This is a genomic window from Actinocorallia populi, from assembly GCF_002995495.1.
In the GTDB taxonomy this organism is placed as follows: domain Bacteria; phylum Actinomycetota; class Actinomycetes; order Streptosporangiales; family Streptosporangiaceae; genus Actinocorallia; species Actinocorallia populi.
The window spans coordinates 171,506-196,203 of record NZ_PVZV01000011.1 but is presented as its reverse complement, the minus strand read 5'-3'; the positions used below and the strand labels follow the sequence as shown (position 1 = coordinate 196,203).

Annotated in this window: 22 protein-coding genes; 8 read left to right on the top strand and 14 right to left on the bottom strand. The window is 71.1% G+C overall.

Going from position 1 to position 24,698, the window contains the following annotated elements; genetic code table 11:
- The first annotated feature begins 31 nt into the window (after positions 1 to 31).
- Positions 32 to 1,474: a class II fumarate hydratase gene (locus C2865_RS35210; RefSeq protein WP_106402977.1), complete on the top strand. Its 1,443-nt coding sequence runs from the start codon at positions 32 to 34 to the stop codon at positions 1,472 to 1,474.
- A gap of 6 nt (positions 1,475 to 1,480) precedes the next feature.
- On the opposite strand, the gene C2865_RS41165 is transcribed toward C2865_RS35210, so the two are convergent.
- From C2865_RS41165 to mca, 10 genes are all read right to left on the bottom strand, one after another.
- A complete protein-coding gene (locus C2865_RS41165) occupies positions 1,481 to 2,299 on the bottom strand; it encodes an aggregation-promoting factor C-terminal-like domain-containing protein (protein WP_232835976.1) in 819 nt (272 codons plus the stop codon).
- Positions 2,300 to 2,442: 143 nt separating this feature from the next.
- Entirely contained in the window at positions 2,443 to 2,895 is a 453-nt protein-coding gene (locus tag C2865_RS40365) for an aggregation-promoting factor C-terminal-like domain-containing protein (protein WP_198653821.1), read from the bottom strand.
- A gap of 405 nt (positions 2,896 to 3,300) precedes the next feature.
- Positions 3,301 to 4,062 carry an aggregation-promoting factor C-terminal-like domain-containing protein gene (locus tag C2865_RS35195; RefSeq protein ID WP_106402976.1) on the bottom strand — a complete coding sequence of 254 codons (762 nt, stop codon included), beginning with the start codon at positions 4,060 to 4,062 and terminating at the stop codon, positions 3,301 to 3,303.
- A 285-nt stretch (positions 4,063 to 4,347) separates the two neighbouring features.
- Entirely contained in the window at positions 4,348 to 5,667 is a 1,320-nt protein-coding gene (locus C2865_RS35190) for a PhoH family protein (protein ID WP_106402975.1), read from the bottom strand.
- 125 nt (positions 5,668 to 5,792) lie between these two features.
- A complete protein-coding gene (locus tag C2865_RS35185) occupies positions 5,793 to 6,605 on the bottom strand; it encodes an isoprenyl transferase (RefSeq protein WP_232835975.1) in 813 nt (270 codons plus the stop codon).
- Between the two features lie 102 nt (positions 6,606 to 6,707).
- Positions 6,708 to 7,868, bottom strand: a complete 1,161-nt coding sequence (locus C2865_RS35180; RefSeq protein WP_106403068.1) for a C40 family peptidase — start codon at positions 7,866 to 7,868, stop codon at positions 6,708 to 6,710.
- A 124-nt stretch (positions 7,869 to 7,992) separates the two neighbouring features.
- The gene (locus tag C2865_RS35175) at positions 7,993 to 9,933 is read right to left on the bottom strand and encodes a thioredoxin domain-containing protein (RefSeq protein ID WP_106402974.1); all 1,941 of its coding nucleotides are present in this window, start codon (positions 9,931 to 9,933) and stop codon (positions 7,993 to 7,995) included.
- Between the two features lie 24 nt (positions 9,934 to 9,957).
- Complete coding sequence (locus tag C2865_RS35170; protein ID WP_106402973.1) at positions 9,958 to 10,785, bottom strand: glycoside hydrolase family 16 protein; 828 nt, start codon at positions 10,783 to 10,785, stop codon at positions 9,958 to 9,960.
- 108 nt (positions 10,786 to 10,893) lie between these two features.
- Positions 10,894 to 11,112, bottom strand: a complete 219-nt coding sequence (locus C2865_RS35165) for a hypothetical protein (protein ID WP_106402972.1) — start codon at positions 11,110 to 11,112, stop codon at positions 10,894 to 10,896.
- Positions 11,109 to 11,984, bottom strand: a complete 876-nt coding sequence (gene mca / locus C2865_RS35160; protein ID WP_106402971.1) for a mycothiol conjugate amidase Mca — start codon at positions 11,982 to 11,984, stop codon at positions 11,109 to 11,111. The genes C2865_RS35165 and mca overlap by 4 nt, the downstream gene beginning before the upstream one ends.
- 78 nt (positions 11,985 to 12,062) lie before the next feature.
- Between mca and C2865_RS35155 the strand changes: the two genes are divergently transcribed.
- The 6 genes from C2865_RS35155 to C2865_RS35130 all read left to right on the top strand — a co-directional run bounded on the left by C2865_RS35155 (position 12,063) and on the right by C2865_RS35130 (position 18,614).
- Positions 12,063 to 12,485, top strand: coding sequence for a DUF4307 domain-containing protein (locus tag C2865_RS35155; protein WP_157964025.1), 423 nt, complete (start codon positions 12,063 to 12,065; stop codon positions 12,483 to 12,485).
- A 142-nt stretch (positions 12,486 to 12,627) separates the two neighbouring features.
- Positions 12,628 to 13,131, top strand: a complete 504-nt coding sequence (gene greA, locus C2865_RS35150) for a transcription elongation factor GreA (RefSeq protein WP_106402969.1) — start codon at positions 12,628 to 12,630, stop codon at positions 13,129 to 13,131.
- A 188-nt stretch (positions 13,132 to 13,319) separates the two neighbouring features.
- A complete protein-coding gene (locus tag C2865_RS35145; RefSeq protein WP_106402968.1) occupies positions 13,320 to 14,096 on the top strand; it encodes an RDD family protein in 777 nt (258 codons plus the stop codon).
- A gap of 50 nt (positions 14,097 to 14,146) precedes the next feature.
- On the top strand, positions 14,147 to 15,601 hold the full coding sequence (locus C2865_RS35140) for a M1 family metallopeptidase (protein ID WP_232835974.1): 1,455 nt from the start codon (positions 14,147 to 14,149) through the stop codon (positions 15,599 to 15,601).
- 125 nt (positions 15,602 to 15,726) lie between these two features.
- Positions 15,727 to 17,079, top strand: coding sequence for a M1 family metallopeptidase (locus C2865_RS35135; RefSeq protein ID WP_106402966.1), 1,353 nt, complete (start codon positions 15,727 to 15,729; stop codon positions 17,077 to 17,079).
- Between the two features lie 131 nt (positions 17,080 to 17,210).
- A complete protein-coding gene (locus tag C2865_RS35130) occupies positions 17,211 to 18,614 on the top strand; it encodes a M1 family metallopeptidase (RefSeq protein ID WP_106402965.1) in 1,404 nt (467 codons plus the stop codon).
- 12 nt (positions 18,615 to 18,626) lie between these two features.
- Here the strand turns inward: C2865_RS35130 and ilvA are convergent, their stop codons facing one another.
- A complete protein-coding gene (gene ilvA, locus C2865_RS35125; protein WP_106402964.1) occupies positions 18,627 to 19,838 on the bottom strand; it encodes a threonine ammonia-lyase in 1,212 nt (403 codons plus the stop codon).
- Positions 19,839 to 19,875: 37 nt separating this feature from the next.
- Entirely contained in the window at positions 19,876 to 21,234 is a 1,359-nt protein-coding gene (locus C2865_RS35120; protein ID WP_106402963.1) for a glycoside hydrolase family 18 protein, read from the bottom strand.
- 161 nt (positions 21,235 to 21,395) lie between these two features.
- Here C2865_RS35120 and C2865_RS35115 point away from each other — a divergent pair, with 161 nt between their 5' ends.
- Positions 21,396 to 22,256 carry an alpha/beta hydrolase gene (locus C2865_RS35115; RefSeq protein ID WP_157964024.1) on the top strand — a complete coding sequence of 287 codons (861 nt, stop codon included), beginning with the start codon at positions 21,396 to 21,398 and terminating at the stop codon, positions 22,254 to 22,256.
- A gap of 18 nt (positions 22,257 to 22,274) precedes the next feature.
- On the opposite strand, the gene C2865_RS35110 is transcribed toward C2865_RS35115, so the two are convergent.
- Together C2865_RS35110 and C2865_RS35105 are read right to left on the bottom strand one after the other, a co-directional pair.
- Positions 22,275 to 22,742 carry a hypothetical protein gene (locus tag C2865_RS35110; RefSeq protein WP_106402961.1) on the bottom strand — a complete coding sequence of 156 codons (468 nt, stop codon included), beginning with the start codon at positions 22,740 to 22,742 and terminating at the stop codon, positions 22,275 to 22,277.
- Between the two features lie 21 nt (positions 22,743 to 22,763).
- On the bottom strand, positions 22,764 to 24,698 hold the full coding sequence (locus tag C2865_RS35105) for a vWA domain-containing protein (RefSeq protein WP_106402960.1): 1,935 nt from the start codon (positions 24,696 to 24,698) through the stop codon (positions 22,764 to 22,766).

Here is a 24,698-nt window from a genome sequence, read left to right as displayed (position 1 = left end):
AAACCGCCCTGCCCGGGACATCACCCTGAATATGGATGACTCTCGGGCAGGCGGTTTCCGTGTCGAACACGACTCCATGGGCGAGGTGCGCGTCCCGGCCGAGGCCAGATGGCGCGCCCAGACCCAGCGGGCCGTGGAGAACTTCCCCATCTCCGGGCTGCGGCTCTCCCGCGCGCACATCCGCGCGCTGGCGCTGATCAAGGCGGCGGCCGCCGAGGTCAACGCGGAGCTGGGCGTGCTCGACCGCGAGCTGGCCGGGGCGATCTCCTGGGCGGCCGGCCAGGTCGCCGACGGCGCGTGGGACGAGCACTTCCCCGTCGACGTCTTCCAGACGGGCTCGGGCACCTCCTCGAACATGAACGCCAACGAGGTGATAGCCGGCCTGGCCGAGGAGAGGCTGGGCCGGCCGGTCCACCCGAACGACCACGTGAACGCCTCACAGTCCTCCAACGACGTCTTCCCCTCCTCCATCCACCTGGCCGCCACCGAGGCCGTGGTGACCTCGCTCATCCCCTCGCTGGCCCATCTGGCGGTCGCGCTGGAGCGCAAGTCCGCGGAGTTCGCCACGGTGGTCAAGGCGGGCCGCACCCATCTCATGGACGCCACCCCCGTGACGCTCGGGCAGGAGTTCGGCGGTTACGCCGCGCAGGTCCGGTACGGGATCGAGCGGCTGGAGTCGGTGCTGCCCCGGCTGGGCGAGCTGGCGCTGGGCGGCACGGCCGTCGGCACCGGGATCAACACCCCGCCCGGCTTCGGGGGCCGGGTGGCCGCGCTGCTGGCCGAGCGGACGGCGCTGCCGGTGCGCGAGGCCAGGAACCACTTCGAGGCGCAGAGCGCGCAGGACTCCCTGGTGGAGGCGAGCGGGGCGCTGCGCACCCTCGCCGTCGGCCTGAACAAGATCGCCAACGACCTGCGCTGGATGGGGTCGGGGCCGCGGGCGGGCCTGGCCGAACTGCGGTTGCCGGACCTGCAGCCGGGGTCGTCCATCATGCCGGGCAAGGTGAACCCGGTGCTGCCCGAGGCGGTCGCGATGGTCGCCTCCCAGGTGGTGGGCAACGACGCGGCGATCGCTTTCGGCGGGGCGTCCGGCTCGTTCGAGCTGAACGTCCAGCTGCCGGTGCTCGCGCGCAACCTGCTGGAGTCCATCTCGCTGCTGGCCAACGTCACCCGGCTGCTGGCCGACCGCTGCATCGACGGGCTGGAGGCGGACGTGGAGCGCTGCCTGGAGTACGCCGAGGGCTCCCCCTCGATCGTGACGCCGCTCAACCGGCACGTGGGCTACGAGGAGGCCGCCGTCATCGCCAAGCAGGCGCTGGCGCAGCGCAGGACGATCCGCGACGTCGTGCTGGAGCGGGGACACGTCGAGAGCGGCGCCCTTTCTCTGGCGGAGCTGGACGCCGCCCTCGACGTGTTGCGGATGACCGGACACCGGAGTGCGGACGCGGCCGGGGAGCCGGACGCGACCGGCCGCTGACCGCCGTCAGTACCAGCCGGAGGCTCCGAAGTGGGCCCAGGCGGCACACGGCGTGCCGTAGCGCCCCTTGATGTAGCGCAGGCCCCACTTGATCTGGGTCTCGGGGTTGGTGCGCCAGTCCGCGCCGACCCCGCCCATCTTGGATCCGGGCAGCGCCTGCGGGATGCCGTGCGCGCCGGAGGAGGGGTTGCGGGCCAGGTGGTTCCAGCCGCTCTCCCTGGTCCACAACCGCTCCAGGCAGCGCCACTGCCGCTTCTCCTCCCAGCCGAAGCGGGCGGCGAGTTCCAGGCCGACGAGCTTGTTGCGATCGGCGCGGGAGAGGGAGCGCTTCTGCTGCTGCTGCTTGCGGGCGGCCTTCTTCTGCCGGCGCGAGGCCTGGACGGCCTTCTGCTCGAGTGAGGCGCGCGCCGCCTTCTTCAGCGCCTGCGCCTTCTGCACCTTCTGGATCACCTGAGCCCCGGGGACCCGGTGCACCCGGTGCACCTGGGGGTTGATCCGGAGCGCCTGGCGGGCGGCGGCGCCTTCGGACGGCAGGCTCACGTTCGTCTCCGCCGCCGCGGGGGCGGACCACAGGCCGGTCGCGGCCACGACGGCGGTGGCGGCGACCGGCAGGCGGCGGCTGATCCAAAGCGGGCGTGTTCCGATCAAGATGTTTCCTTCGTCGATCGCGGCACCGGCCGTGCCGCGTGCGGTCCCCGCCCCGTCGACGTCACCCGCGCGGCGCGAGGCCGCGCGGGTGGCCGGACGTCCGGTCTGCGAGAGGCCCGCGCGGACGCGGGTCTCCGGGGCGCTGGTGGAGCGCGGGACGTCCCGGGCTCCGCTCACCGTGCGAGGTGACACGGCAGGTACCGTCACCGGGAAACAAACGAATCGATCATGGAAACCGTGCATCTTGACCGGGATTTGCAGGGTTCCCGGGCACGTCCTGGACGGAGCGCGCCCGGCTTGACCCCGGGATCAGCGCAAGATCAGTACCAGTTGCGCGACTGGAAGTGCGCCCAGGCCCCGCAAGGCGTCCCGTAACGTCCCTTGATGTAGCGCAAGCCCCATTTGATCTGCGTCTTCGGATTAGTCCGCCAGTCGCTGCCCGCGGAGCCCATCTTCGACGCGGGCAGCGCCTGCGGGATGCCCCCCGCGCCCGACGAGGGGTTGTAGGCGCGGTGGTTCCAGTTGCTCTCCTTGGTCCACAACCTCGACAGGCACCGGTACTGCCGGTCGGACCAGCCCCGCTTCTTCACCATCGCCCGGCCGTGCGCCTTGTTGCGCTGCTTGACGGTGAGCTTGCGCTTCGTCGCCTTCCTGCTCGCCGGCTGCGAGACCCGCAGCGCCGCGGTGGCCGACGAGGCGTTCGTCGTTCCGGTCGCGGCATGGGCGGTCGTGCCCGTCGACGCCGTTCCGAGACCGATGGCCAGACCCGTCACCGCTGTAACGACCGCCGCCTTTACTCCGATAGAGGCAGTAAGTCGGTTGTAGCGGTTATGGGGGGCCTGGGGGTTGGTGTATCCGGACACAGGGGGTTCCTTTGCTCGGCCCGACGCCGATCACGTCCTGGGCAGGGGCCACCCCGGGCAGAGACGTCGCTGGGAGAACGACGATCGGGCTCCGGGAGGGGCGCGCGAAGACGCGCGGGCGCGGGCGGGTGCCCGCTCATCCGGGGTGGGCGCGGCGAGAGAGGCGGGCGCCTCGGGGATGCTCGCCGCTTATGGGGTTGTGAGCCCGCTCCGATGCGGGCGAAACGTGCCGCCAGAGGACGGCGGAGGCGACTTCTGCGTCACCTCACCCGGACACGCGGTCCGGAGGCTTCAAAGGGGTACCGGCGTCCTCGCCTAGTACCAGTGGTTGGCCTGGAAGTGCGCCCAGGCCCCGCACGGGCTGCCGTAGCGGCCCTTGACGTAGCCCAGCCCCCAGCGGATCTGGGTGGCCGCGTCCGTCTGCCACTTCGGCCCGGCGCTGGACATCTTCGTGCCGGGGTTGGCCTGGGGGATGCCGTAGGGCCCGTCGACGCGCCCCGCGGTGGTGCGCCAGCCGCTCTCGCGGTTCCACAGCTGGTAGAGGCAGTCGTACTGCCCGTCCGCCTTCCAGCCGTACTTGGGGAGCATGGCCTTGGCGATCGACTGCGCCGTGCCGGGCGCCACCGGCGGCCCGGCGGGCACCGGGGGCAGGGACGGCTCGGCGGGCTCGGGGGTGGGCCCCTTCTTCACGGTGTGCGAGGGGACCTTGTCCTTGCGGGCGGCGTCGTCGGCGCGCTCGCGCACCTCCTTGCGCTCCTGCGCGGCGTCGATCTTCGGGTCGGCCGTCTCGGTCGGCGGGGTGTCCGCCGGTGCCTCCACGGTCGGCTCGACGACGCTGGCGGTGAGCGGCTGCTCCCCGGCGTCCTTCCCGCCGGAGACCAGGACGAGCACCGAGACCCCCACCACCGCGACCAGCGCGGTGACGGCCCCTGCCACGTAGAGCCGGGTCGGCTTCGGCGCGGCGCCCCTTCCCGTCTCCAGGCGTTCGGCCCGGCCGTCCCCGGCGACCTTGACGTCGGGGTGCGGGCCGTCCGGCCCCGCTGGTTCCCAAGCCCTGGGCGGTGCTTCGATCGGCACGCTCCGGCTCCTTCCAGCGGCTCGACGGGTTCTGTCACTTCCGTGGGAAACCATGCCGCAGAGCCGGGGGTGTCCCGCAACCCGAACCGGGTGTTTGCTTGACCCCGACGCGTGATCGGCTTACCCGAAACTTTAAGAAAGGCCCGCCGGAGCTGGGGTTTCAGGTGTTGCCGATAAGTTCTGTGACTCTCGTCACATATAACGGTAACGAACAGATCACGTCACCGGGAGTCATAGCGAAACTCACCGCCCGCACCGGAGTGCGGACGGTGAGTCAGGGGTATCTCAGGCGCCGATGTCGTTCAGGAGGTCGGTCACCAGAGCCGCGATCGGGGACCGCTCGGACCGGTTGAGGGTCACGTGCGCGAAGAGCGGGTGGCCCTTGAGACGTTCCACGACCGCCGCGACGCCGTCGTGCCGGCCGACCCGCAGGTTGTCCCGCTGCGCCACGTCGTGGGTGAGCACCACCCGCGAGTTCTGGCCGATCCGGGACAGGACGGTGAGAAGTACGCCGCGTTCCAGCGACTGCGCCTCGTCCACGATCACGAACGAGTCGTGCAGGGAGCGGCCGCGGATGTGGGTGAGGGGCAGGACCTCGAGCATGCCGCGGTCCTGGACCTCCTCGATGACCTCGGGCGTGGTCACCGCCGAGAGGGTGTCGTAGACGGCCTGCGCCCACGGCGACATCTTCTCGTTCTCCGAGCCGGGCAGGTAGCCCAGCTCCTGCCCGCCGACCGCGTACAGCGGGCGGAAGACCACCACCTTGCGGTGCTGGCGGCGCTCCAGGACGGCCTCCAGGCCCGCGCACAGGGCCAGGGCGGACTTGCCGGTGCCGGCCCGGCCGCCCAGGGAGACGATGCCGATCTCGTCGTCCAGGAGCAGGTCGAGCGCGATGCGCTGCTCGGCCGAGCGGCCGCGCAGCCCGAAGGCCTCCCTCTCGCCGCGCACCAGCCGCACCGACTTGTCGGGCAGCACCCTGCCGAGCGCGGAGCCGCGCTCGGACAGCAGCCGCAGGCCGGTGTGGCAGGGCAGGTCGCGCGCCGCCTCGATCTCCAGCCGCTGGCTCTCGTAGAGCTCCTCCACGTCCGCGGCGGTCACCTCGAGTTCGCGGATGCCGGTCCAGCCGGACTCCACGACCATCTCGGCGCGGTACTCCTCGGCGGGCAGCCCCACCGCGGAGGCCTTGACCCGCAGCGGCAGGTCCTTGGAGACCAGGACGACGTCCTTGCCCTCCACGGCCAGCCAGCGGGCCACCGACAGGATGCGGGTGTCGTTGTCCCCGAGCCGGAACCCGTCCGGCAGGACGCTGGGATCGGAGTGGTTGAGCTCCACCCGCAGCGTGCCGCCGAGGTCGCCGACCGGCAGCGGATCGTCGAGCCTGCCGTGCTCCAACCGCAGGTCGTCCAGCGCGCGCAGCGCCTGCCGGGCGAAGTAGCCCAGTTCGGGGTGATCGCGCTTGGCCTCCAGCTCGGTGATCACGACGATCGGGATGACGATCTCATGCTCGGCGAACCTGGTGATGGCCGCGGGGTCCGCGATGAGAACGCTGGTGTCGAGGACGTAGGTGCGTCCGGCGGGTGCCTGACGCGTGGAGGGTGTGCCCACTCGCTCTCCTTCGGGCGCGGACGAGCGCCCTTACCTGGGAAATTGCTGCCTCGGCCACTGAAAGCGAACAGCCCCGCCATGACAGCTGCATGACGGGGCCGTGAACTCGGGGTCCGTATCGCCGGTCAGGTGCCGAAGCGACGGTTCCGCGCGGCGTAGGAGCGGAGCGCCCGGAGGAAGTCCACCCTGCGGAAGTCCGGCCAGTGGACCTCGCAGAAGTGGAACTCCGAGTGGGCGCTCTGCCAGAGCATGAAGCCGGAGAGGCGCTGCTCTCCCGAGGTCCGGATGACCAGATCCGGGTCGGGCTGACCGCGGGTGTAGAGATGCTCGGCGATGTGCTCCACATCGAGGGCCTCGGCAAGCTCCTCGATGCCGGTGCCTTTGGCCGCCTGCTCCAGGAGCAGGGAGCGAACCGCATCAGCGATCTCACGTCTACCTCCATACCCAACGGCGACGTTCACAATCAGCCCGTCGGCATGAGATGTGGATTCCCCGGCATTTTTAAGGACACGGGCGGTCTTGTCGGGCAGGAGATCGAGGGCGCCGACCGCCTGGACCCGCCAGCCGGCGGCGACGAGCTGCTGCACGGTGGTCTCGATGATCCGCAGCAGGGGCTCCAGCTCCCCCGCGGGCCGGGAGAGGTTGTCGGTGGACAGCAGCCAGAGGGTGACCACCTCGACGCCCGCCTCGGTGGACCAGCGCAGCAGGTCCGAGATCTTGTCCGCGCCCGCCTGGTGGCCGGAGTTGACGTCTGACAGGCCCATCTCCCTGGCCCAGCGGCGGTTGCCGTCCAGGATCACGCCCACGTGCCGGGGCACCTGGTCCTTGGGCAGGTACTTCTCGACGCGGCCCTCGTACAGCCGGTAGGCCAGGTCGCGGATCGCCCCGTAGGGGCTGCTTCGCTTGATCCGATCCTTGATGGTGCGTTTGACCTCCACTACGACAGTCCTCCTCGGTTCGGCCCTTCCAATTATCGCCGCCGAAGTCCGTTTGTCTCGCCGGATCACGGATCTGTGTCGGGGCCGGTCAGGGCCGCGTCCTCAGCCGGCCAGCCGCGCCGCCGCCCGCCGGTCGATCCGCACCGCGCCCCGGAAGCCCCGGAAGTACACCTTCTGGATCTTGATGACGTCGCCGGTGCGCGGCGCCACCAGCATCCTGTCCCCGCCCAGGTAGAGGGCGATGTGGGAGATCCGGCCCGGAGCGGTGGGATCGTTGGCCCAGATGAGCATGTCCCCCGCCCTGGCCTGCTCGAACGGCACGATCCGGCCGGTGCGGGCCTGGTCCTCGGCCACCCGCGGCAGCCGCACGCCCGCCTGGGCGAAGGCCCACTGCATCAGGCCGGAGCAGTCGTAGCCGCCCTCGGCGTCGGACTCCCCGCCCCACACGTACGGCATGCCGAGCTTGGTCATACCCGCGTTGACCGCCGTCCGCACCTCCAGGGCGCTCAGGTGGGCGCCGCCGCCCCCGGAGGAGCGGAAGTCGAAACCCGGGTCGAGCGTGCGCAGCGTCCCGGCCTTCTCGGGCACCAGCCCCGCGACGGCCTTCCTGACCCGCTCCACGTCGCGGTCGCCCGAGGCGATCAGCAGGACGTTGTCCTCGGCCATGCCCAGCCGCCGGGCGGTCGCCTCGGAGACCACCGCGTCGATGTCGCCGATGCCCATCGTCGCGTGGGCCCCGACCCTGATCTCGCTCCGCCGGGCGCCCCCGCTGACCGGCACCCGGCTGTCCAGCCGCACGCCGCCGTCGCTGCCGAGCACGAACGACACCGCCACGTCCCCGGCCGCGACGTTGCGCCACAGGCCGTCGTGCTTCGCGGTGGGCTCCGGCGTGAAGTTGCGGAAGGAGGACGGATCGACACCGAAGATCCCGACCTCCTTCCCGGCGAGCTCCACGCGGGCCCCGTCGACCCGTTCGGCGCCGGTGACGCCCCTGATCCGGCGGACCTTCGCCAGCAGGGAGTCCGGGATCGCCTCATGGCCCGCGGCGACGAACATGAGCTGGGGCTCCACCCGCCGGCCCGCGGGGGCCACCTCCCGGCCGAGCCGGTCCTTGTCGGCGACGGCGACCAGCTGCTCGGTGACGGGCTCCGCCGCGGCCTCCCCGGGCGTGCGCTCGGCCAGGACGGCGAGGTCCACCGCGAGCACGGTCGCGACGGCCGCCCCGATGACCGCCGGCACGGCACGGCGGCCCGGCTTGCGCACCCGCACTCCCTCGATCCCCCGGTCCTTCGGAAAGACGTTCTTCACAGCGGGCGCGACAGCGCCCGGAACGTGAGTTCCCTCACTGTAAAGGCTGACAGTCCATCCAATAAAGGCCGGGACACCGCTAGTTCCGGGTCAGTTCCTCGCTGAGCGCGGCCGGAGTGGTCACCGGCATACGGCAGGCGAAGTCCCGGCAGACATAGGCGGCAGGCCGCCCGTCGACCTGTTCCCGCCCGGCCAGCAGCGGCACCCCGTCGCCCTCGCCGACCGTGATGACCGCGCCCGGGGAGGTGCACATCAGGGCCGTGCGGTGCAGCGCCCGCGTCGCCGGGTCGTCCGGGGCGCCCACGATGGCGATCTCCAGCGGCCCGTGCAGGGCGGCCGACGCGACGGCCAGCCCCCAGCCGACGAAACGGGCGTGACCCGCCGCCAGAGGGGCGACGGTGCCCAGGGCCGCCAGCGCCGCCTCCCGGTGCTCGTGGGAGCCCGTCAGCGCCGCGTAGGCGAGCAGGGCCCCTGCCGCGCCGGACTGGCCGGACGGCGTCACGTTGTCCGTGGGGTCCTTGGGCCGCCGGAAGAGCGCCTCGGCGTCGTCGGCCGTGTCGTAGAAGCCGCCCTCGCCGTCGCCGAAGTGCGCGAGCACGGCGTCGAGGAGAACTCCGGCGCGCCGCACGTACTCCGGCTCTCCGGTGACCCCGTGCAGTGCGATCAGGCCCTCGGCGACGTCCGCGTAGTCCTCCAGGACGCCCGCGTTGGTGCCCGCGACGCCGTCTCTGGACGTGCGCAGCAGCCTGCCGTCCACCATGTGCACGTCTTCGAGGAGCGCCGCGATCCGCTCGGCCGCCTCGATGAGGTCGGGGCGGTCGAACAGGGCGCCGCACTCGGCCAGCGCCGCCATGGCCAGCCCGTTCCAGGCCGCGACGACCTTGTCGTCACGGGCGGGCCGCACGCGCGAGGCGCGTGCCTCCAGCAGCCGCGTCCGCAGGTCCTCCGGCATGTCCCCTTCCAGCTGGAGCGTGGACGATCCGTGCTCGAACGTCCCCTCCGGGGTGACCTTGAAGGCCTGCGCGGCGCGGGCGGCGTCCTCCTCGCCCAGCACCTCGGCGAGCTGCTCGGGCGTCCAGACGTAGAACTTGCCCTCCACGCCCTCGCTGTCGGCGTCGAGCGCCGACGCCAGGCCGCCTTCGGCCGTTCCCAGCTCCCGCAGCATCCAGTCGCAGGTCTCCAGCGCGATCCGCCGGGCCAGCGGCGCCCCGTCCTTGCGCCACCAGTGCGCGTAGACCCGCGCGAGCTGCGCGTTGTCGTACAACATCTTCTCGAAGTGCGGGACGATCCAGCGCTCGTCCACGCTGTAGCGGGCGAACCCGCCGCCGAGCTGGTCGTAGATCCCGCCCCTGGCCATGGCCTCCAGGGTCCGCGCGGCCATCCGCTCCGCGTCGCCCTGCCGCAGCAGGAACTCCATCACCATGGACGGCGGGAACTTCGGCGCCCCGCCGAACCCGCCGTACCGCTCGTCGAACGAGCGCCCCAGCACCTGGACCGCCTGCACGAGCACCGCCTCGGACAGCGCGGCCCCCTGGGGCCCTGTCTGCTCCCCGAGCGCCGCCACGATCTGCTGACCCTGCTCGACCAGCTTCTCCCGCTGGTTGCCCCACGCCCCCGAGATCGCGTTCAGCAGCCCCTGGAACCGCGTGCGCGGGAAGTAGGTGCCGCAGTAGAACGGATGCCCGTCAGGCGTCATGAAGACCGTCATCGGCCAGCCGCCCTGCCCGGTCAGCGCCTGCGTGGCCTCCATGTAGACGGCGTCGACGTCCGGCCGCTCCTCGCGGTCGACCTTCACGTTGACGAACCGCTCGTTCATGAGCTCCGCCGTCCGGACGTCCTCGAAGCTCTCGTGGGCCATGACGTGGCACCAGTGGCACGCCGCGTAACCGACGCTCAGCAGAACCGGCACGTCCCGCCGGCGCGCCTCCGCGAACGCCTCCTCGCCCCACGGATACCAGTCGACCGGGTTCTCCGCGTGCTGGAGCAGGTAGGGGCTGGTGGCATCCTTCAGACGGTTCATAGCATTCACCCTAGACGCGGGATGTTACGGAGACAGTGGGTGGATTCGTACCCAGTCGACGTGCATCGTCACCCGTTCCGGGGTCTGGGCGCCGTGGCACTGCTCCTGGGAGTAGCAGACGATGTCGTTCTGCAGGGCCAGGTGCATGTCCGCCTTCTGCGGGATGTTCGCGCCGGTGTGCTCCCAGACGATCTTCCCGTCGATGAAGAAGGTCATCCGGTCGGGCAGCCACTCCAGGGCGAAGACGTGCCAGCGGGTGAAGTCGCCGTCCACGGACTTGGAGGAGGTCTTGTCGTCCTCGCCCTGGTGGACGAACAGGCCGACGGTCCTGCGGTCGGGATCGGGGATCTCGGCGAAGTTGATCTCGGCCCATTCGGGATCGCCCTGGCGGGTGGGCCACAGCAGCATGACCGCCGAGTAGCCGGCGCCGGGGTCGGCCCGCATCCTGGCCTCGAAGCGGCCGAAGGTCTGGGGGTAGTGCGCGGCGATGCCGCCGGACAGGAGCCTGCCGCCGTACCGGGCCCCGGTCAGCCGCAGGACGCCGTCCTTCACCGAGACGGCCCGGCGGGAGCGGGGGTGGGTGCCGCCGGGGTCGTGGTAGACCGCCCACCGGGAGAGGTCGACCCGGTCGCCCTCGAAGTCCTCGTCCAGGGCGGGCGGACCCCAGCCCACCGGTGGCCGCGGCACCTCGGTCGGGTGGACCCGCACCGCCGCGGCGCGGGGCGCGGGGCGCTGCTCCGGGGCCCGCGCGGAGGGCGCCGAGACGGTGCCCCCGGTGGCCAGATGGGAGCCCACGGGAATGAGCAGGAGTGCCGCCGCCAAGCCGTACCCGAGCCGCTTCATGCGGTTCATGCAAGCAAGGAATGCCGCGGGGGCGACCCGCGCCCGCCGCCGTTCACCCGAACATGGCCTTTTCCTGACCGGAAGCCGACCCGGGCCGTCCGGTCGTGGCGCCGCCCGCTACGGGGTGCTGTCCTCCTGGGCGCGCGTCGCCTCGGCCGCCTCCCAGGCCTCCTGGTCCAGGTCGGCCTGGCGCGGCGCGTTCACGTTGGAGATGCGCTTGTTCATCGACTTGATCAGGAACACCAGGGCGATGCCCATGCACACCACGACCAGCGTGCCCAGCGCGCCCGGGGAGACCGTCTCGTCGTTCAGCTCCTGCGCCAGGATCCACATCATGCGCCCACTTTCTCCCTGATGCCGGCGAAAAGGTCATCTTCCGGCAGCTCGGTGTCGACCAGGGACCTGGCCAAATGGTAGTCCTCGGTCGGCCATGCCTTGCGTTGGAGGTCGGGCGGGCAGGCGAACCACCAGCCGTCGGGGTCGATCTGGGTGGCGTGCGCGATCAGCGCGGCGTCCCTGACCTCGAAGAAGTCGCCGCAGGGCACCTTGGTGGTGGTCGGCCAGGGCGTCGGCCGGTCCTCCCAGTTGGCGATCCAGTCCAGGTAGGGGGACTCCTTGCCCGCCTCCACCAGCGCCCCGTGCAGGGCCAGCAGGCGCTCCTTGTGGAAGGTGAGGAAGTAGTACATCTTCAGCGGCTGCCAGGGCTCGCCCAGGCCCGGGTAGCGCTCGGGGTCGCCCGCGGCGTCGAAGGCCACCGCGGAGATCTCGTGGGTCCTGATGTGGTCGGGGTGCGGGTAGCCGCCGTTCTCGTCGTAGGTGAGGATCACGTGCGGCCGGAAGTCGCGCACCTGGCGCACCAGCGGGGCGGCGGCCTCCTCCAGCGGGACCGTCGCGAAGCAGCCCTCGGGCAGCGGGGGCAGCGGGTCGCCCTCGGGCAGCCCCGAGTCGACGAAGCCCAGCCACTCCTGGCGCACGCCGAGGATCTCGCGGGCGGCGTCCATCTCGGCCTGCCGCACCGCGGCCAGGTTCTCCTTGATCTCCGGCCGGTCCATCGCCGGGTTGAGGATGTCGCCGCGCTCGCCCCCGGTGCAGGTGACCACCAGGACCTCGACGCCTTCGGCGACGTAGCGGGCCATCGTGGCCGCTCCCTTGCTCGACTCGTCGTCGGGATGAGCGTGTACGGCCATCAGCCGCAGGGTCTCAGCCACCGGGGGCGCTCCCTATGCTTAAGTGGGGTTTGTTTCCGAGATTGTTGCAGTCAACGCCGACAGAACCGCGAGGATTCCATGTCCGTCCGCACCGAGTCCGAACGACACGGGGAATCCCCTTCGGAGCAGCCGCGCAAGAAGTCGGCCGGCACGTGGATCGGCTACGGCGTCATCGGTGTCTTCGTCACCCTGTGCATGGTGGGCTGGTCCGTCGTCATGGGCAACTCGGGGCCCAGCCGCAGCGGGATCAACGGCATCTCCGGACGGACGATCACCTATGAGGTGCAGAGCGACACCTCGGTGCGGATGACCTTCCAGATCCTCAAGCCCGAGGACGCCCGGGTGTCGTGCACCGCCCGCGCCCAGGCCGTGGACGGGCTCGTGGTGGGCGAGCAGAAGGTCGTCGCCGAGCCCGGCAAGGGCACCTCCACCCAGTTGATCTACCTTGCCACCAGCTCGAAGGCCAACACCGCCGAACTGCGGGACTGCGAACGTTCCTGACCGTCGGATGGCAGGTTCCAGATCGCCGTCGGTGGGAACCTTTACTCTGATCGACCGGATAGGCTTGAGGTTTCGCGTACGGTCCCGCACCGGGAACCGCGTCGAGACACCGGCCACATCTCGTGGAAACTAGGAGTACTCCGTGACCGAGACCCGCACTGACAACGTCACCTGGCTCACCCAGGAGGCGTACGACCGCCTCAAGGGTGAGCTCGAGTACCTTTCGGGTCCTGGCCGCAAAGAGATCGCCGCGAAGATCGAGGCCGCTCGCGAGGAGGGCGACCTGAAGGAGAACGGCGGCTACCACGCGGCCAAGGAGGAGCAGGGCAAGATGGAGGGCCGCATCCTCCAGCTCCGTCAGATCGTCGACAACGCCCGTGTGGGCGAGGCACCGGTCAGCGCCGACGGCAAGGTCACCCCGGGCATGACCGTGACCATCTCCTTCGAGGGCGACGACGAGGAGGTCACTTTCCTGCTCGCCTCCCGCGAGGAGCAGGGCTCCCCCATCGACGTCTACTCCCCCAAGTCTCCGCTGGGCGCGGCCATCAACGGCAAGAAGGTCGGCGACAAGGCCTCCTACACGCTGCCCAACGGGCGCGCGATGACCGTCGAGATCATCGACGCGGTGCCCTACGCGGGCGCCTGACCTCCGCTCCTCCCGTTCGTTCCCGCAGCGCCCACGGCCCCCGTGGGCGCTGTTTCGTCTTCTTTTCCAGCTCTTTGCTCGCTTTCCGCCTTCTCCCTACCCGCCAGACCCACCAAGACACCTCCAATAGAGCATCAAATCGGACAATCGACTGGTTTGAGCGCGCGATTCCCGGTGATCTTGCGACTATGACACAACCGCCGCAGAACCCGCAGCAGGACCCCTGGGACCGGCCGGGCGGCGGGCAGCCACCGGGAGGGCCGCCCTTCTCCGCCGACCGGCCCGGCCCCTACCAGGGCCACGGCTCCTCCGACCCGTACGGCCAGAACCCGCCGTACGGCGGCGGGCAACCCCCCTACGGAGGGGGATACGGCGGCGGAGGCGGCTACGGGGGCGAGGGCGGGGGCTTCGGCGGCGGCCCCGGCGGTTACGGGGGCTACGGAGCCGCCCCGCCGATGATCGCGAGCAAGGGCAAACGGTTCCTCGGCATCCTCATCGACTGGATCATCTACGGCCTGGTCTCCTGCTGCGTCGCGCTGCCCTTCGGCAGCGACCGCGGCGACTTCGTGGTCAACCGCCCGGACGGCGGCGTGTCCTACGAGTTCGACCGCCTCTACTCCGGCGGCCAGATCCTGGCCAGCCTGCTGGTGGCGGTCCTGGCCTTCCTCTACTTCTGGCTGCTGACCCACCGCTGGAACGGGCAGACCCTGGGCAAGAAGGCCGTGGGCACCCGGGTCGTGCGCGAGCAGGACGGCGGGCCCGTCGACGCGGGCACCGCGGCGATCCGCTCCGCGGTCTTCGTGGTGCTGGCCTACGTCTGCTGCGTGGGTTTCCTGCTCGACGCGATCTGGATCTTCACCAATCCCAAGAACCAGACCCTGCACGACAAGGCCGCCAAGACGGTCGTCGTCGATGCCACCGGCGTCAACCCCTACCAGGCGGGCACCCCCGCAAAGCCCTACTGATCTCCCGTGCCGGTTGCCCATCTCCTTGCTTAAGCGGCAATCTGGGCAGCGTGCATATCCGACGTCCCGCCGCGGCGGCCCTCTCCCTCTCCCTGGTGGCCGCGCTGAGCATCGGCTGCCAGGGCGGGGAGCCCGCCCCTGCCCCCGCAGGCCCGCTCCCCACGGCCGGTACTCCCGCGCCCTCCTCCTCCGCGCCCCTGGTGCCCGGCCAGGACTCGGCCGGCGACCCGTACGTGCCCGGCGACGGCAACGGCGGCTACGACGTCCGGCACTACTCCCTCCAGCTGAAGATCGTCCCTTCGGACGCCCGGAAGGCCCTGGACGCCGTCGCCACGATCACGGCGCACGCCCAGCGGGAGATGACCGCGTTCAACCTCGACCTCGCCGGCCTGGAGGTCTCCCGGGTCGAGGTCGACGGCCGCAAGGCCGACTTCTCGCACGAGGGCGAGGAACTCGTCGTCCAGCCGTCCGCCACCATCGCCGGAGGCGGCGACTTCACCGTCACCGTCGCCTACTCCGGCACCCCGCAGCCGGTCAACGACCCGATCCTCGGCCGGTACGGCTGGATCAGGACCGCCGACGGCGTCGCCGTGGCCTGCCAGCCCAGCGGGGCGCACACCTGGTTCCCCGGCAACGACCACCCGAGCGACAAGGCCACCTTCGACCTCGCCCTGACCGTCCCGCAGCACCTCACCGCCGTCACCAACGGGGAGAGCGGCCGCAAGACCACCCGGAACGGGCTGACCACCACCCGGTGGAAGGTCGAGCAGCCGATGGCCCCCTACCTGGCCATGCTCGCCGTCGGGGACTTCGAGGTGAAGGAGGGCGTGACGCCCGGCGGCATCCCCATCCTGGTGGCCGTGGACTCCTCCGTCCGCTCCCCCTCGGTCGAGGACTTCTACCGGGTCAAGGCGCAGATCACCGACGAGTGGGTGAAGCTGTTCGGCCCCTACCCGTTCGGATCCACCGGCGGCGTCGTCGACAACGCCGACGTGAGCTTCGCGCTGGAGACCCAGTCCCGCTCCATCTACGGCGACTTCGACCCCACCCAGACGATCATCGCGCACGAGCTGGCCCACCAGTGGTTCGGCGACAGCGTGAGCGTCACCCAGTGGAAGGACATCTGGCTCAACGAGGGCTTCGCCAGCTACGCCGAGTGGATCTGGGGCGAGCGCATGGGCGGCCAGGGCGTGCAGTCCCGCTTCGACGACCTCTACCAGGGCACGCCCCCCACCGCCTGGCAGGTCCGCACCGGCGACCCCGGGCGCGACGAGCTGTTCAACGGCTTCGCCGTCTACGACCGGGGCGCGATGACCCTGCACGCGCTGCGCACGAAGATCGGCGACGACGTCTTCTTCTCCCTGCTGCGCAGGTGGGCGAAGGACCATGAATACGGCAACGCCACCACCGCCCAGTTCGTCGCCCTCGCCGAGGGCGTCTCGGGCCAGGAGCTGTCCGCCTTCTTCGACGCCTGGCTGTACCAGCCCTCCCGCCCCCCGCGCTGAGTAGATCGGCGGTCAGCACTCCGTCAAGTGCCGTGTGCGGTCGCGACACCGCCCACCGCCCACCGCAAGGTGGTCCCGTGCATGGGTTTCGAACAGTGGCGGCAGGGACCGCGGCGGCGCTTCTGATGGGTCTTTCCCAGGGAGCGGGCGCCGGAGCGACGGGCGGAGCGGCCGAACCCGGTGATTCCGGGCTCGGTGACGGCTACTTCCCCACGAGCGGCAACGGAGGCTACGACGTCAGCAACTACGAGGTCGACCTGAAGTTCACCCCCGAGGGCCACCGGGTGGACGCCACCGTGGAGATCAAGGCGAAGGCGGAGCGGGAGCTGACCTCCTTCAACCTCGACTACCGGGGGCCGAAGATCACCGGGGTCACCGTGGACGGGCGGCCCGCCGAGCACGAGCGCAAGGGCAGGGAGCTGGTCGTCACCCCGGCCGCGGCGATCGGGAAGGACGCCGTCTTCGAGACCGTCGTGAGCTACACGGGCACCCCGCCCACGCTCACCAACCCCGGGCTCGGCTCATACGGCTGGAACAAGACCAAGGACGGCGCGCTGGTCACCGCGCAGCCCGACGGCGCCGCGGCCTGGCTGCCGTCCAACGACCACCCCAGCGACAAGGCGACCTTCGACTTCGCCATCACCGTGCCGTCCCGGCTGCGGGCCTACGCCAACGGGGAGCCGGACAAGCCCGTCACCGAGGACGGGCTGACCACCTACCGCTGGCACGAGCGCTCGCCCATGGCCACCTACCTGGCGACCGTCGCCATCGGCCGGTTCGTCGAGCGGCGCAGCAGGGCGGGGCGCATCCAGGTCATCACCGCGGTGGACCCCAAGTACCGCAAGTCCCTCAAGCGGGTGCACGACACCACGGTCAAGGCGCTGCGCTGGCAGCAGAGGCTCTTCGGCCCCTACCCCTTCAGCAGCTCCGGCGCCATCGTGGACGACCCGCAGCTCGGCTACGCGCTGGAGACCCAGACCCGCCCGGTCTACGGCGGCTTCGTACCGGACGAGGCGTTCATCGTGCACGAGATCGCCCACCAGTGGTTCGGCAACAGCGTGAGCCTGCGCCGCTGGGAGGACATCTGGCTCAACGAGGGCTTCGCCACCTACGCCGAGTGGCTCTGGAAGGAGCGCCACAACCGGCACGAGAGCACCCGCAAGATCTTCAACCGGTACTACCGGCAGTCCGGGAGCTCGCCCGCCCTCAACCCCGTGCCGGGGCGGCCGGGCCGCACGGAGATGTTCGGCTTCTCGGTCTACATCCGGGGCGCGATGACCCTGGAGGCGCTGCGCCGCAAGGTCGGCGACCGCGCCTTCTTCCGCACCCTGCGCCTGTGGGCGACGGAGAACAAGGACGGCCACGGCGACACCGAGGAGTTCATCGCCCTCGCCGAGAAGACCTCCGGCAAGCAGCTGGACCGGCTCTTCAAGGTCTGGCTCTACCAGAAGGGCAAGCCGGCCAAGGGCAGCTGGTGATCGAGGAGGCGGCGGGCGGTCGCCGAAGCGGTCGGTGATCTTCGGCGGGTCGGCGGGGAACGTGTCGTTACCGCCGATACGGTGTCACTCGGGTCAAGATGGAACCACCCCCGTGACAGGAGACACCGCAGATGACCGTCCCCCGCCTCCTGGCCGCCGCCGCGGTCACGGCCTCACTGGTCCTGGTCCCGGTGTCCGCGGGTGCCGCGGTGGACTTCCGCCCCGGCTCCGCGGGCGCCGGCGACCCGTACTTCCCCAAGATGGGCAACGGCGGCTACGACGTCCGCCACTACGGGCTCCGCCTCGCCTACGAGCCGGCGACCGGGCACCTGACCGGCACGGCGACCATCACCGCCACGGCGGTGCAGCACCTCTCGCGCTTCAACCTCGACCTGCACGGCCTGACCGTCCAGAGCGTCAGGGTGAACGGCAAGGCCGCCCAGTGGCGGCGGTCCGGCGCCCAGGAGCTGACCGTGACCCCGGCCAAGGGCCTGCGGCTGGGCAAGAGGTTCACCGTCACGGTGCGCTACAGCGGGCGGCCGCAGAAGATCTCCGACAAGCCGCTCGGCTCGTCCGGCTGGATCGCCACCGCCGACGGCGCGGTCGCGCTCAACCAGCCGTTCGGCGCCGCCAGCTGGTTCCCCGTCAACGACACCCCCAAAGACAAGGCGACCTACACCTTCGCCATCACCGTGCCGCGCAAGCTGACGGCGCTGGCCAACGGCGACTTCGTCAGCCGCAAGGTCAAGGGCGACAAGTCGGTCCACCGCTGGCGGATGCGCCAGCCCATGTCCAGCGAGCTGTCGATGGTCGCGATCGGCGACTACGAGACGCTGCGCACGAAGGCGGGCGGGCTGCAGAGCGTCGTGGCGTTCGACTCCGGGCTGGCCTCCTCCCGCAAGCAGCTCAGGTCCTACGACAAGAAGACCCGGACCGTGCTGAAGTGGCAGTCCAAGCTCTTCGGCCCCTACCCGTTCACCTCGACCGGCGGCATCGTCGACGAGCTGGACGTCGGCTACTCCCTGGAGACCCAGGCCCGGCCGGTGCACGACTGGAACACCCCGGGCAAGAACCCGCCGGACGACCTCATCGTGCACGAGCTGGCCCACCAGTGGTTCGGTGACAGCGTCACCCCCGCCCGCTGGAAGGACATCTGGCTCAACGAGGGCTTCGCCACCTACGCCGAGTGGATGTGGCGGGAGCGCAGCGGCGGGGCCACCGCCGAGCAGATCTTCCGCAACGCCTACGCCGCGGGTCCCGAGGCCGACGTGTGGAAGGGCGTGCTGAGCGACCCGGGCCGCGACCACATCTTCGACAGCCTCGTCTACCAGCGGGGCGCGATGACCGTGCACGCGCTGCGCAAGGAGCTCGGCGACGACGTCTTCTTCCGGCTCGTCCGCGGCTGGCTCGCCGCCAACAAGGGCGGGACCGTGAGCACCGCGCAGTTCCACGCCTTCGCCGAGAAGTTCAGCGGCAGGCAGCTGGACGCCCTGTTCGACAAGTGGGTGCACAAGGCGGGCAAGCCCAAGCTGTGACGGCTCCCCCGCTCAGCTGAACTTGACCGTGTAACCCTGCCTGCGCAGCCGCCCCATGACCTCTTCGCTGTGCTCGGGGCCGCGGGTCTCCAGGTGCAGCACCACCTCGGCGTCCTCCAGGTGGAGCCGGGCGGCGACCCGCTCGTGCATGACGTCCAGCACGTTGACGCCGAGCTCGGCCAGCTGCGACAACAACCGCACCAGCGCGCCCGGCCGGTCGGTGATGCGCACCCGCACCACCATGTAGCGCCCGGCGGTGGCCAGGCCGTGCCGCAGCACCTTGGACAGCAGCAGCGGGTCGATGTTGCCGCCGGACAGCACCGCCACGACCGGCGGGCGCATCGCGTAGGTGTGCTCCAGCAGCGCGGCGACGGAGGCGGCGCCGGCCGGCTCCACCACCTGCTTGGCCCGCTCCAGAGTGAGCAGCATCGCCCGGGAGATCGACTCCTCGGAGACCGTCACCACCGAGTCGACGTACCGCGAGACCAGCTCGAAGGTGAGCTCGCCGGGCCGCCCCACCGCGATGCCGTCGGCCATCGTCGGGCTCGGCGTGACGCCCACCGGGCGGCCCGCCGCCAGGGACGGCGGGAAGGCCGCGGCGCGCTTGGCCTGGACGCCCAGCAGGCTCCCGGTGAACCCGTCGCCCTTGAGCGCGACGCCCAGCCCGGACGCCAGGCCGCCGCCGCCCACCGCGGTGACGACCGTCCGCACGTCCGGGCACTCCTGGAGGATCTCCAGCCCGAGCGTCCCCTGTCCGGCGACGATGTCGGGGTGGTCGAACGGGTGGATGAACACCGCGCCCCGCTCCTTGGCGTACTCCTGCGCGGCGGGCAGGCACGCGTCCACGGTGTCGCCCGGGTAGATGATCTCGGCCCCGTAGGCGCGGGTGGCCTCCACCTTGGGCAGCGGCGCGCCCGCCGGCATGAAGATGGTCGCCTTGCAGCCCAGCAGCGAGGCGGCCAGCGCCACCCCCTGCGCGTGGTTGCCCGCGCTGGCCGCCACCACTCCCCTGGCCCGCTCCTCCTCGCTCAGCCGCGAGATCCGGGTGTAGGCGCCGCGGATCTTGTAGGAGCCGGTGCGCTGCACGTTCTCGCACTTGAGGTAGACGGGCCCGCCCACCAGTTCCGAAAGGTGCCGGGAGCGCAGCAGCGGGGTGCGGACGAGCACGCCGCCCAGCGCCTCCTGCGCCCGGCGGATCGCGTCCAGGGTGACGGTGTGGCTCATGTCCTCATCCTGGCAGCTCAGGAGAGGGCGGCGTCCGTCAGGAGAGCGCCTTGAACAGGGCCTTGCTCAGGGACGCCCGGTCGTCGTCGCCGTCCAGGGACCAGAACATGCCGCCGCGGAGCTTCTTCTTCTTGATGTAGGCGGCCTTCATGGTCACCAGCTCCGGATCGTCGTAGGACCACCAGGTCTCGCCGTCGTACTTCCAGACGGCGCCCGCCTCGTCGTCCCGGTGGACGGTGCCCTCGCGCCCGACGAGGACCTTGTAGTCCTCCAGGCCCTCTTCGTGCGCGCCCTCGGCCGGGCCCGTCCCGGCCTGCCAGAGCCCCTTGTTCTTACCGGGGACGCCCTTCCAGCCGCGGCCGTACATCGGGATGCCGAGGGTCATCTTGGAGGCGGGCCACCCGGCCTCGAGGTAGGCGCCGAGCGAGGCGTCCACGCTGAACCTCCCGGGCGTGCCGGGGTCGTCGGCGACGTCGTAGAGGTTGCTCTGGTGGTTGGTGCGCTCCTCCCACTGGCCGTGCAGGTCGTAACCCTGGAGGCTGCCGTAGTCGAGGTAGCGGTGGATCTTCTCGACCTCGAGGTGCTTGACGTCGCCCGGCGCGGCCGGCATGAACATCGTCAGCCCGTACCGCCTGCCGTCGGCCCTGCCCTGCGCGTCGAGCTGGCGGCGGAACTCGGCCAGCAGGAGGGTGAGGTTGCGCTTGTCCTCGGGCCGGTGCACGTTGTCGTTGTAGCCGGGCGAGCCGGGCCACTCCCAGTCGATGTCGATGCCGTCGAACAGGCCCTTGGCCGCGCCGTCGCCGCCCGCGCCCTCGACCTCGGGCAGGTCGCCCCGGATGAACAGGTCGAGGCAGGACTCGACCATCGCCTTGCGCGAGGCCGCGGTGAGCGCCCCGTTGGAGAAGTACTTCGAGCCGGTCCAGCCGCCGATCGCGAGGTTGATCTTCAGGTCCGGGTACTTCCGCTTGAGCCGCTGCAGCTGCCCGAAGTGCCCGCGCAGGCGGTCGCCCGCCTCGTCGCCGACCCCGTCGACGCTGTCCTCGGCCTTGTAGGAGCGCACGTAGTCGTCGTGGGCACTGGCGCCCGACCCGCCCTTGGCCGTCACCGAGCAGCGGCCCTTGGGGTCCGGCTCGGCGAAGGCGTACTGGATCGTGGTGAGGTTGTCGGCCGCCCCGCTGGTCACCAGGTTCTTCACCCGGAAGTCGCGCTGGTAGGCCGCCCAGCGCGGGAAGTAGCCGATCAGCTCGTACTCCCGCTTCGCGGCGGGCTCGCGCTGCGAGGTGCCCGGGTCCTTCGCGGCGGTCTCCTCCCTGATCACCCCCACGGCGAAGGGGAGAACCGCGACCAGGACCGCCGACAGGACGGCGGCCGCGGTCCAGTACGCGGTTCGGCTCACTGCGGGATCTCCCGTGTCTTCGGCTCAGTCGCACTGCTGGTCAGAGGGGACGTTACCCTGCACGTACCGGATCTTGCGAGACGGAGGGGGTCGAAGGGGCTTCGGACGACTGTCCCGGTCTTTCCCCTATGAGAGGTTCACACCCACTAGGCTGCTGCTCCATGCGCGTGCTTCTGGTCACTTCCGCGATTCTGGTGGCGTCCGTGGGCTGGGCCGGACCGGCCCAGGCCGCCCCGACGGTCAAGATGAAGACCGTCTCGTTCGGTGCCCTGAAATCGCAGCGCATGGACGTCTACGCAGCGCCCGCCAAGAACAAGAAGAAGCGGCCCGCCATCCTGCTCATCCACGGCGGCTACTGGTGGGGCGGCGACAAGTCGCACTGGAAGTCCTTCGCCAAGGACCTCGCCGGGCGCGGCTACGTGGTGTTCTCCGCCAACTACCGGCTGAGCCAGCAGGCCGTCTGGCCCGCGCAGCGCGAGGACTCCGAGGCCGCGGTGAAGTACATCCGCAAGAAGGCCGGGAAGCTGGGCGTCAACCCCAAGCGCATCATCGCGATGGGCACCTCGGCGGGCGGGCAGCTCGCCTCCATGCTCGCCGTCCACGGGACGGGCGGCAGCCGGGTGCGGGCCGTGGTGGCGCTGTCGCCCGTGAACTCCCCGATGGACGGCTACGAGGCCGGCGGGCGGGACGGCGCGGACTACCACACCCGCAGGCTGCGCCAGGCGGTGATCCAGCTGCTGGGCTGCACGCCGGTCTTCCAGGACCCCGACTGCTGGCCCCTGCTCACCGACGCCACCCCCGACGAGCACGTCACCGAGGGCGACGCGCCCGCCCTGATCGTGCATTCGGCCAAGGAGTTCGTGACCGCCGAGCAGAGCCAGGCGCTGCGCGCCGAGATGCGCGCGGCGGACGTCCCGGTGACCCTGCGGGAGCTGCCCGGCGACCGGCACGGCGCCGAGATCCTCAAGAACAAGAAGAACTACAACCAGGTGCTCAAGTGGATCGCCAAATGGGCCAGGTGAGCACGCGGCGCCCTGGCGTCAGTGCCAGATCATCAGCACCAGGATCACGATCCACAGCAGCGCGGTGATGCCCGCCAGGGCGGCGATGCGGCTCTGCTCGGCCCCGGTGTCCGGGGCCGCCGCGCCGCCGTGCCCCGGCTCCTGCCCCGTCCCGCCCGACGGCGCCGCGCCGGAGAGCTTGGAGATCACCTTGCCCTGGTCGCGCTCGATGAGCAGCAGCAGCACGAAGGCGACGATGAACAGCGTCATCGACGCCGACAGCCACATCTGGTCGAACCTGCCCTTGGCCAGGAACAGGCCGAACAGGAAGATGCCCAGGGTGCCCAGCCCGTAGATCCGGGTCGTCAGCCGCAGGTGGCGCAGGACCTGGACGTCGCGCGCCCGGATGTAGCGGGGCGTGGACATGGTGGCGGCGGTCAGCGGTCCCAGCGTGAAGATGGCGAACGCGACGTGCAGGATGAGCAGGATGCGATCAGCTGTCGACATACCACGACCTTAACCCTCCGGTCAGCCTCTCGCTCGCAGATAGTCGCTGACCACGTACTCTCCGAGACGTCCGGAGTCGGGGGAGAACACCCGCCCGCCGTTGCGCCTGGCCAGCTCCTCCACGAACGCCACCAGCCTGCGGTCCTCGGCCAGCATGAACACGTTGAGGGTGGCGCCCCGCCGGGTCATCTTGTCGATCTCGGCGAAGGTGAGCGCCAGGGTCTCGGGCGCCGGAGGGTAGTCGAACACCGGTATCCCGTCGGACCGCAGGTGCGCGGTCGGCTCGCCGTCGGTCACCACCAGCACGATCGGGTCGAAGCCCGGATGGGCGTCCAGGTGCCGGCCGGCCAGCAGCAGCGCGTGGTGCAGGTTGGTGCCCTGGACCCAGTCGGACTCCAGGACGGCCATCTGCTCGGGGTGCAGCACCCGCGCGTGGCGGGAGAACCCGATGATCTGGATGGCGTCCTGCGGGTACTGGGTGCTGACCAGGGAGTGCAGCGCCAGGGCGGTCTGCTTGGCGTCGGCCCAGGAGCCGCGCGTGACCATCGAGTACGACAGGTCCACCAGCAGGCAGACCGCGGCCGAGCTGCGCCGCTCGGTCTCCTTGACCTCGAAGTCCTCCGGCAGCAGCCGCACGTCCGACGGGTCGCGCAGGAGGGCGTTGGAGACCGTCCGGACCACGTCCAGCGGCTGCTCGTCCCCGAACCGCCACTGCCGCGACGTGCCGGTGAACTCCCCCGCCTGGCCGGCGTCGCGCTGGTCGTGCTGCCCGTTCCGGCCGCCCCTGAGCCGGGAGAAGACCTTGCGCAGCGCGGTCTGCCCCAGCCGCCGGACGGCCTTGGGCGTCAGTTCGAGCCGGCCGCCCTCCCTGTCGAGGTAGCCCTGGCGCTCCAGCTCCGCCTCGATCCGGCGCAGCTCGGCCAGGTCGTCCGCGGCGCTCCGCCCCAGCGCGCGCCGGACGGCCTCCTCGTCCACGTCGGTGAGGCTCGCGCCCGGGTAGTCCTGGCGCAGCGCCGACTCCAGTTCCTCCAGGTCGGCCAGGTCGGACAGCGCGCTGGTGGCGTCGGCCAGGCTCAGGGGGTCCTGGCCGTCCATGCTCTCGCCGCCCGTCCAGTCCAGGTCGGGGCGGCGGCGGCGCAGCGACTCGCCGAGCCGCGACATCTCCAGGTCCAGCCCGGCGTCCTGCAGCGCCTCGGACATCAGCCCGGCCAGCTCGGCGCGCTGCTCGGGGCTGAGGGAGTTCATCAGCCGGTTCAGCGCGGCCGAGCGGCGGGCCAGGGAGTCCACCAGCTCCTCGAGGGTCTGCGGGGCGTCGGGGAAGAACTCCCCGTACTCCGCCATGAAGGCGTCGAAGTCCTCCTGGCGGTGCTCCCCCCTGGCGTCGGCCTCCAGCATCGCGTTGAGCGCGGCCATCATGTGCTTGACCCGCTCCGCCTGAGCCGGGTCGCCGCCCTGGAGCGCCTGCTTGAGCCCCTCGAACTGGGCGTCCAGCACGTCGTCGCGCAGCATGCCCTTCAGCCGCTCGAACGTCTGCCGGGCCGCCTCGGAACGCCACTGGTAGTCCCGCAGCGCCCGGACGGCACGGGCGGTGTCGGACGGCAGCTGGTCCAGCTCGGCCTCGCGCAGCCGCGCCTCGTCCGACGGGTCGGGGAACAGCTCGGCCCGCTCCTGGCCGATCGCGGTGTCCAGGAGCGCCCTGGCCTCCTGGAGGATCCCGTCCATGCGGCCGCGCTCGCGCAGCTCGCGGCGGCGCTCGCGGACCTGCCGCAGCAGGTCGTCCAGGCCGCGGCGGCCGTTCTCGCCCGTCAGGCCCCGCCGCAGCAGGTCGCGCAGCGCGTCGGCGACGCGGCCGCCGTTCAGCACCTCTTCGCCGACGGCGTCGAGCGCTTCGCGGACGTCGTACGGAGGGGCCAGCGGGTCGGGCCCCTCCCGGTACGGTCCGTACCGGTATTTCAT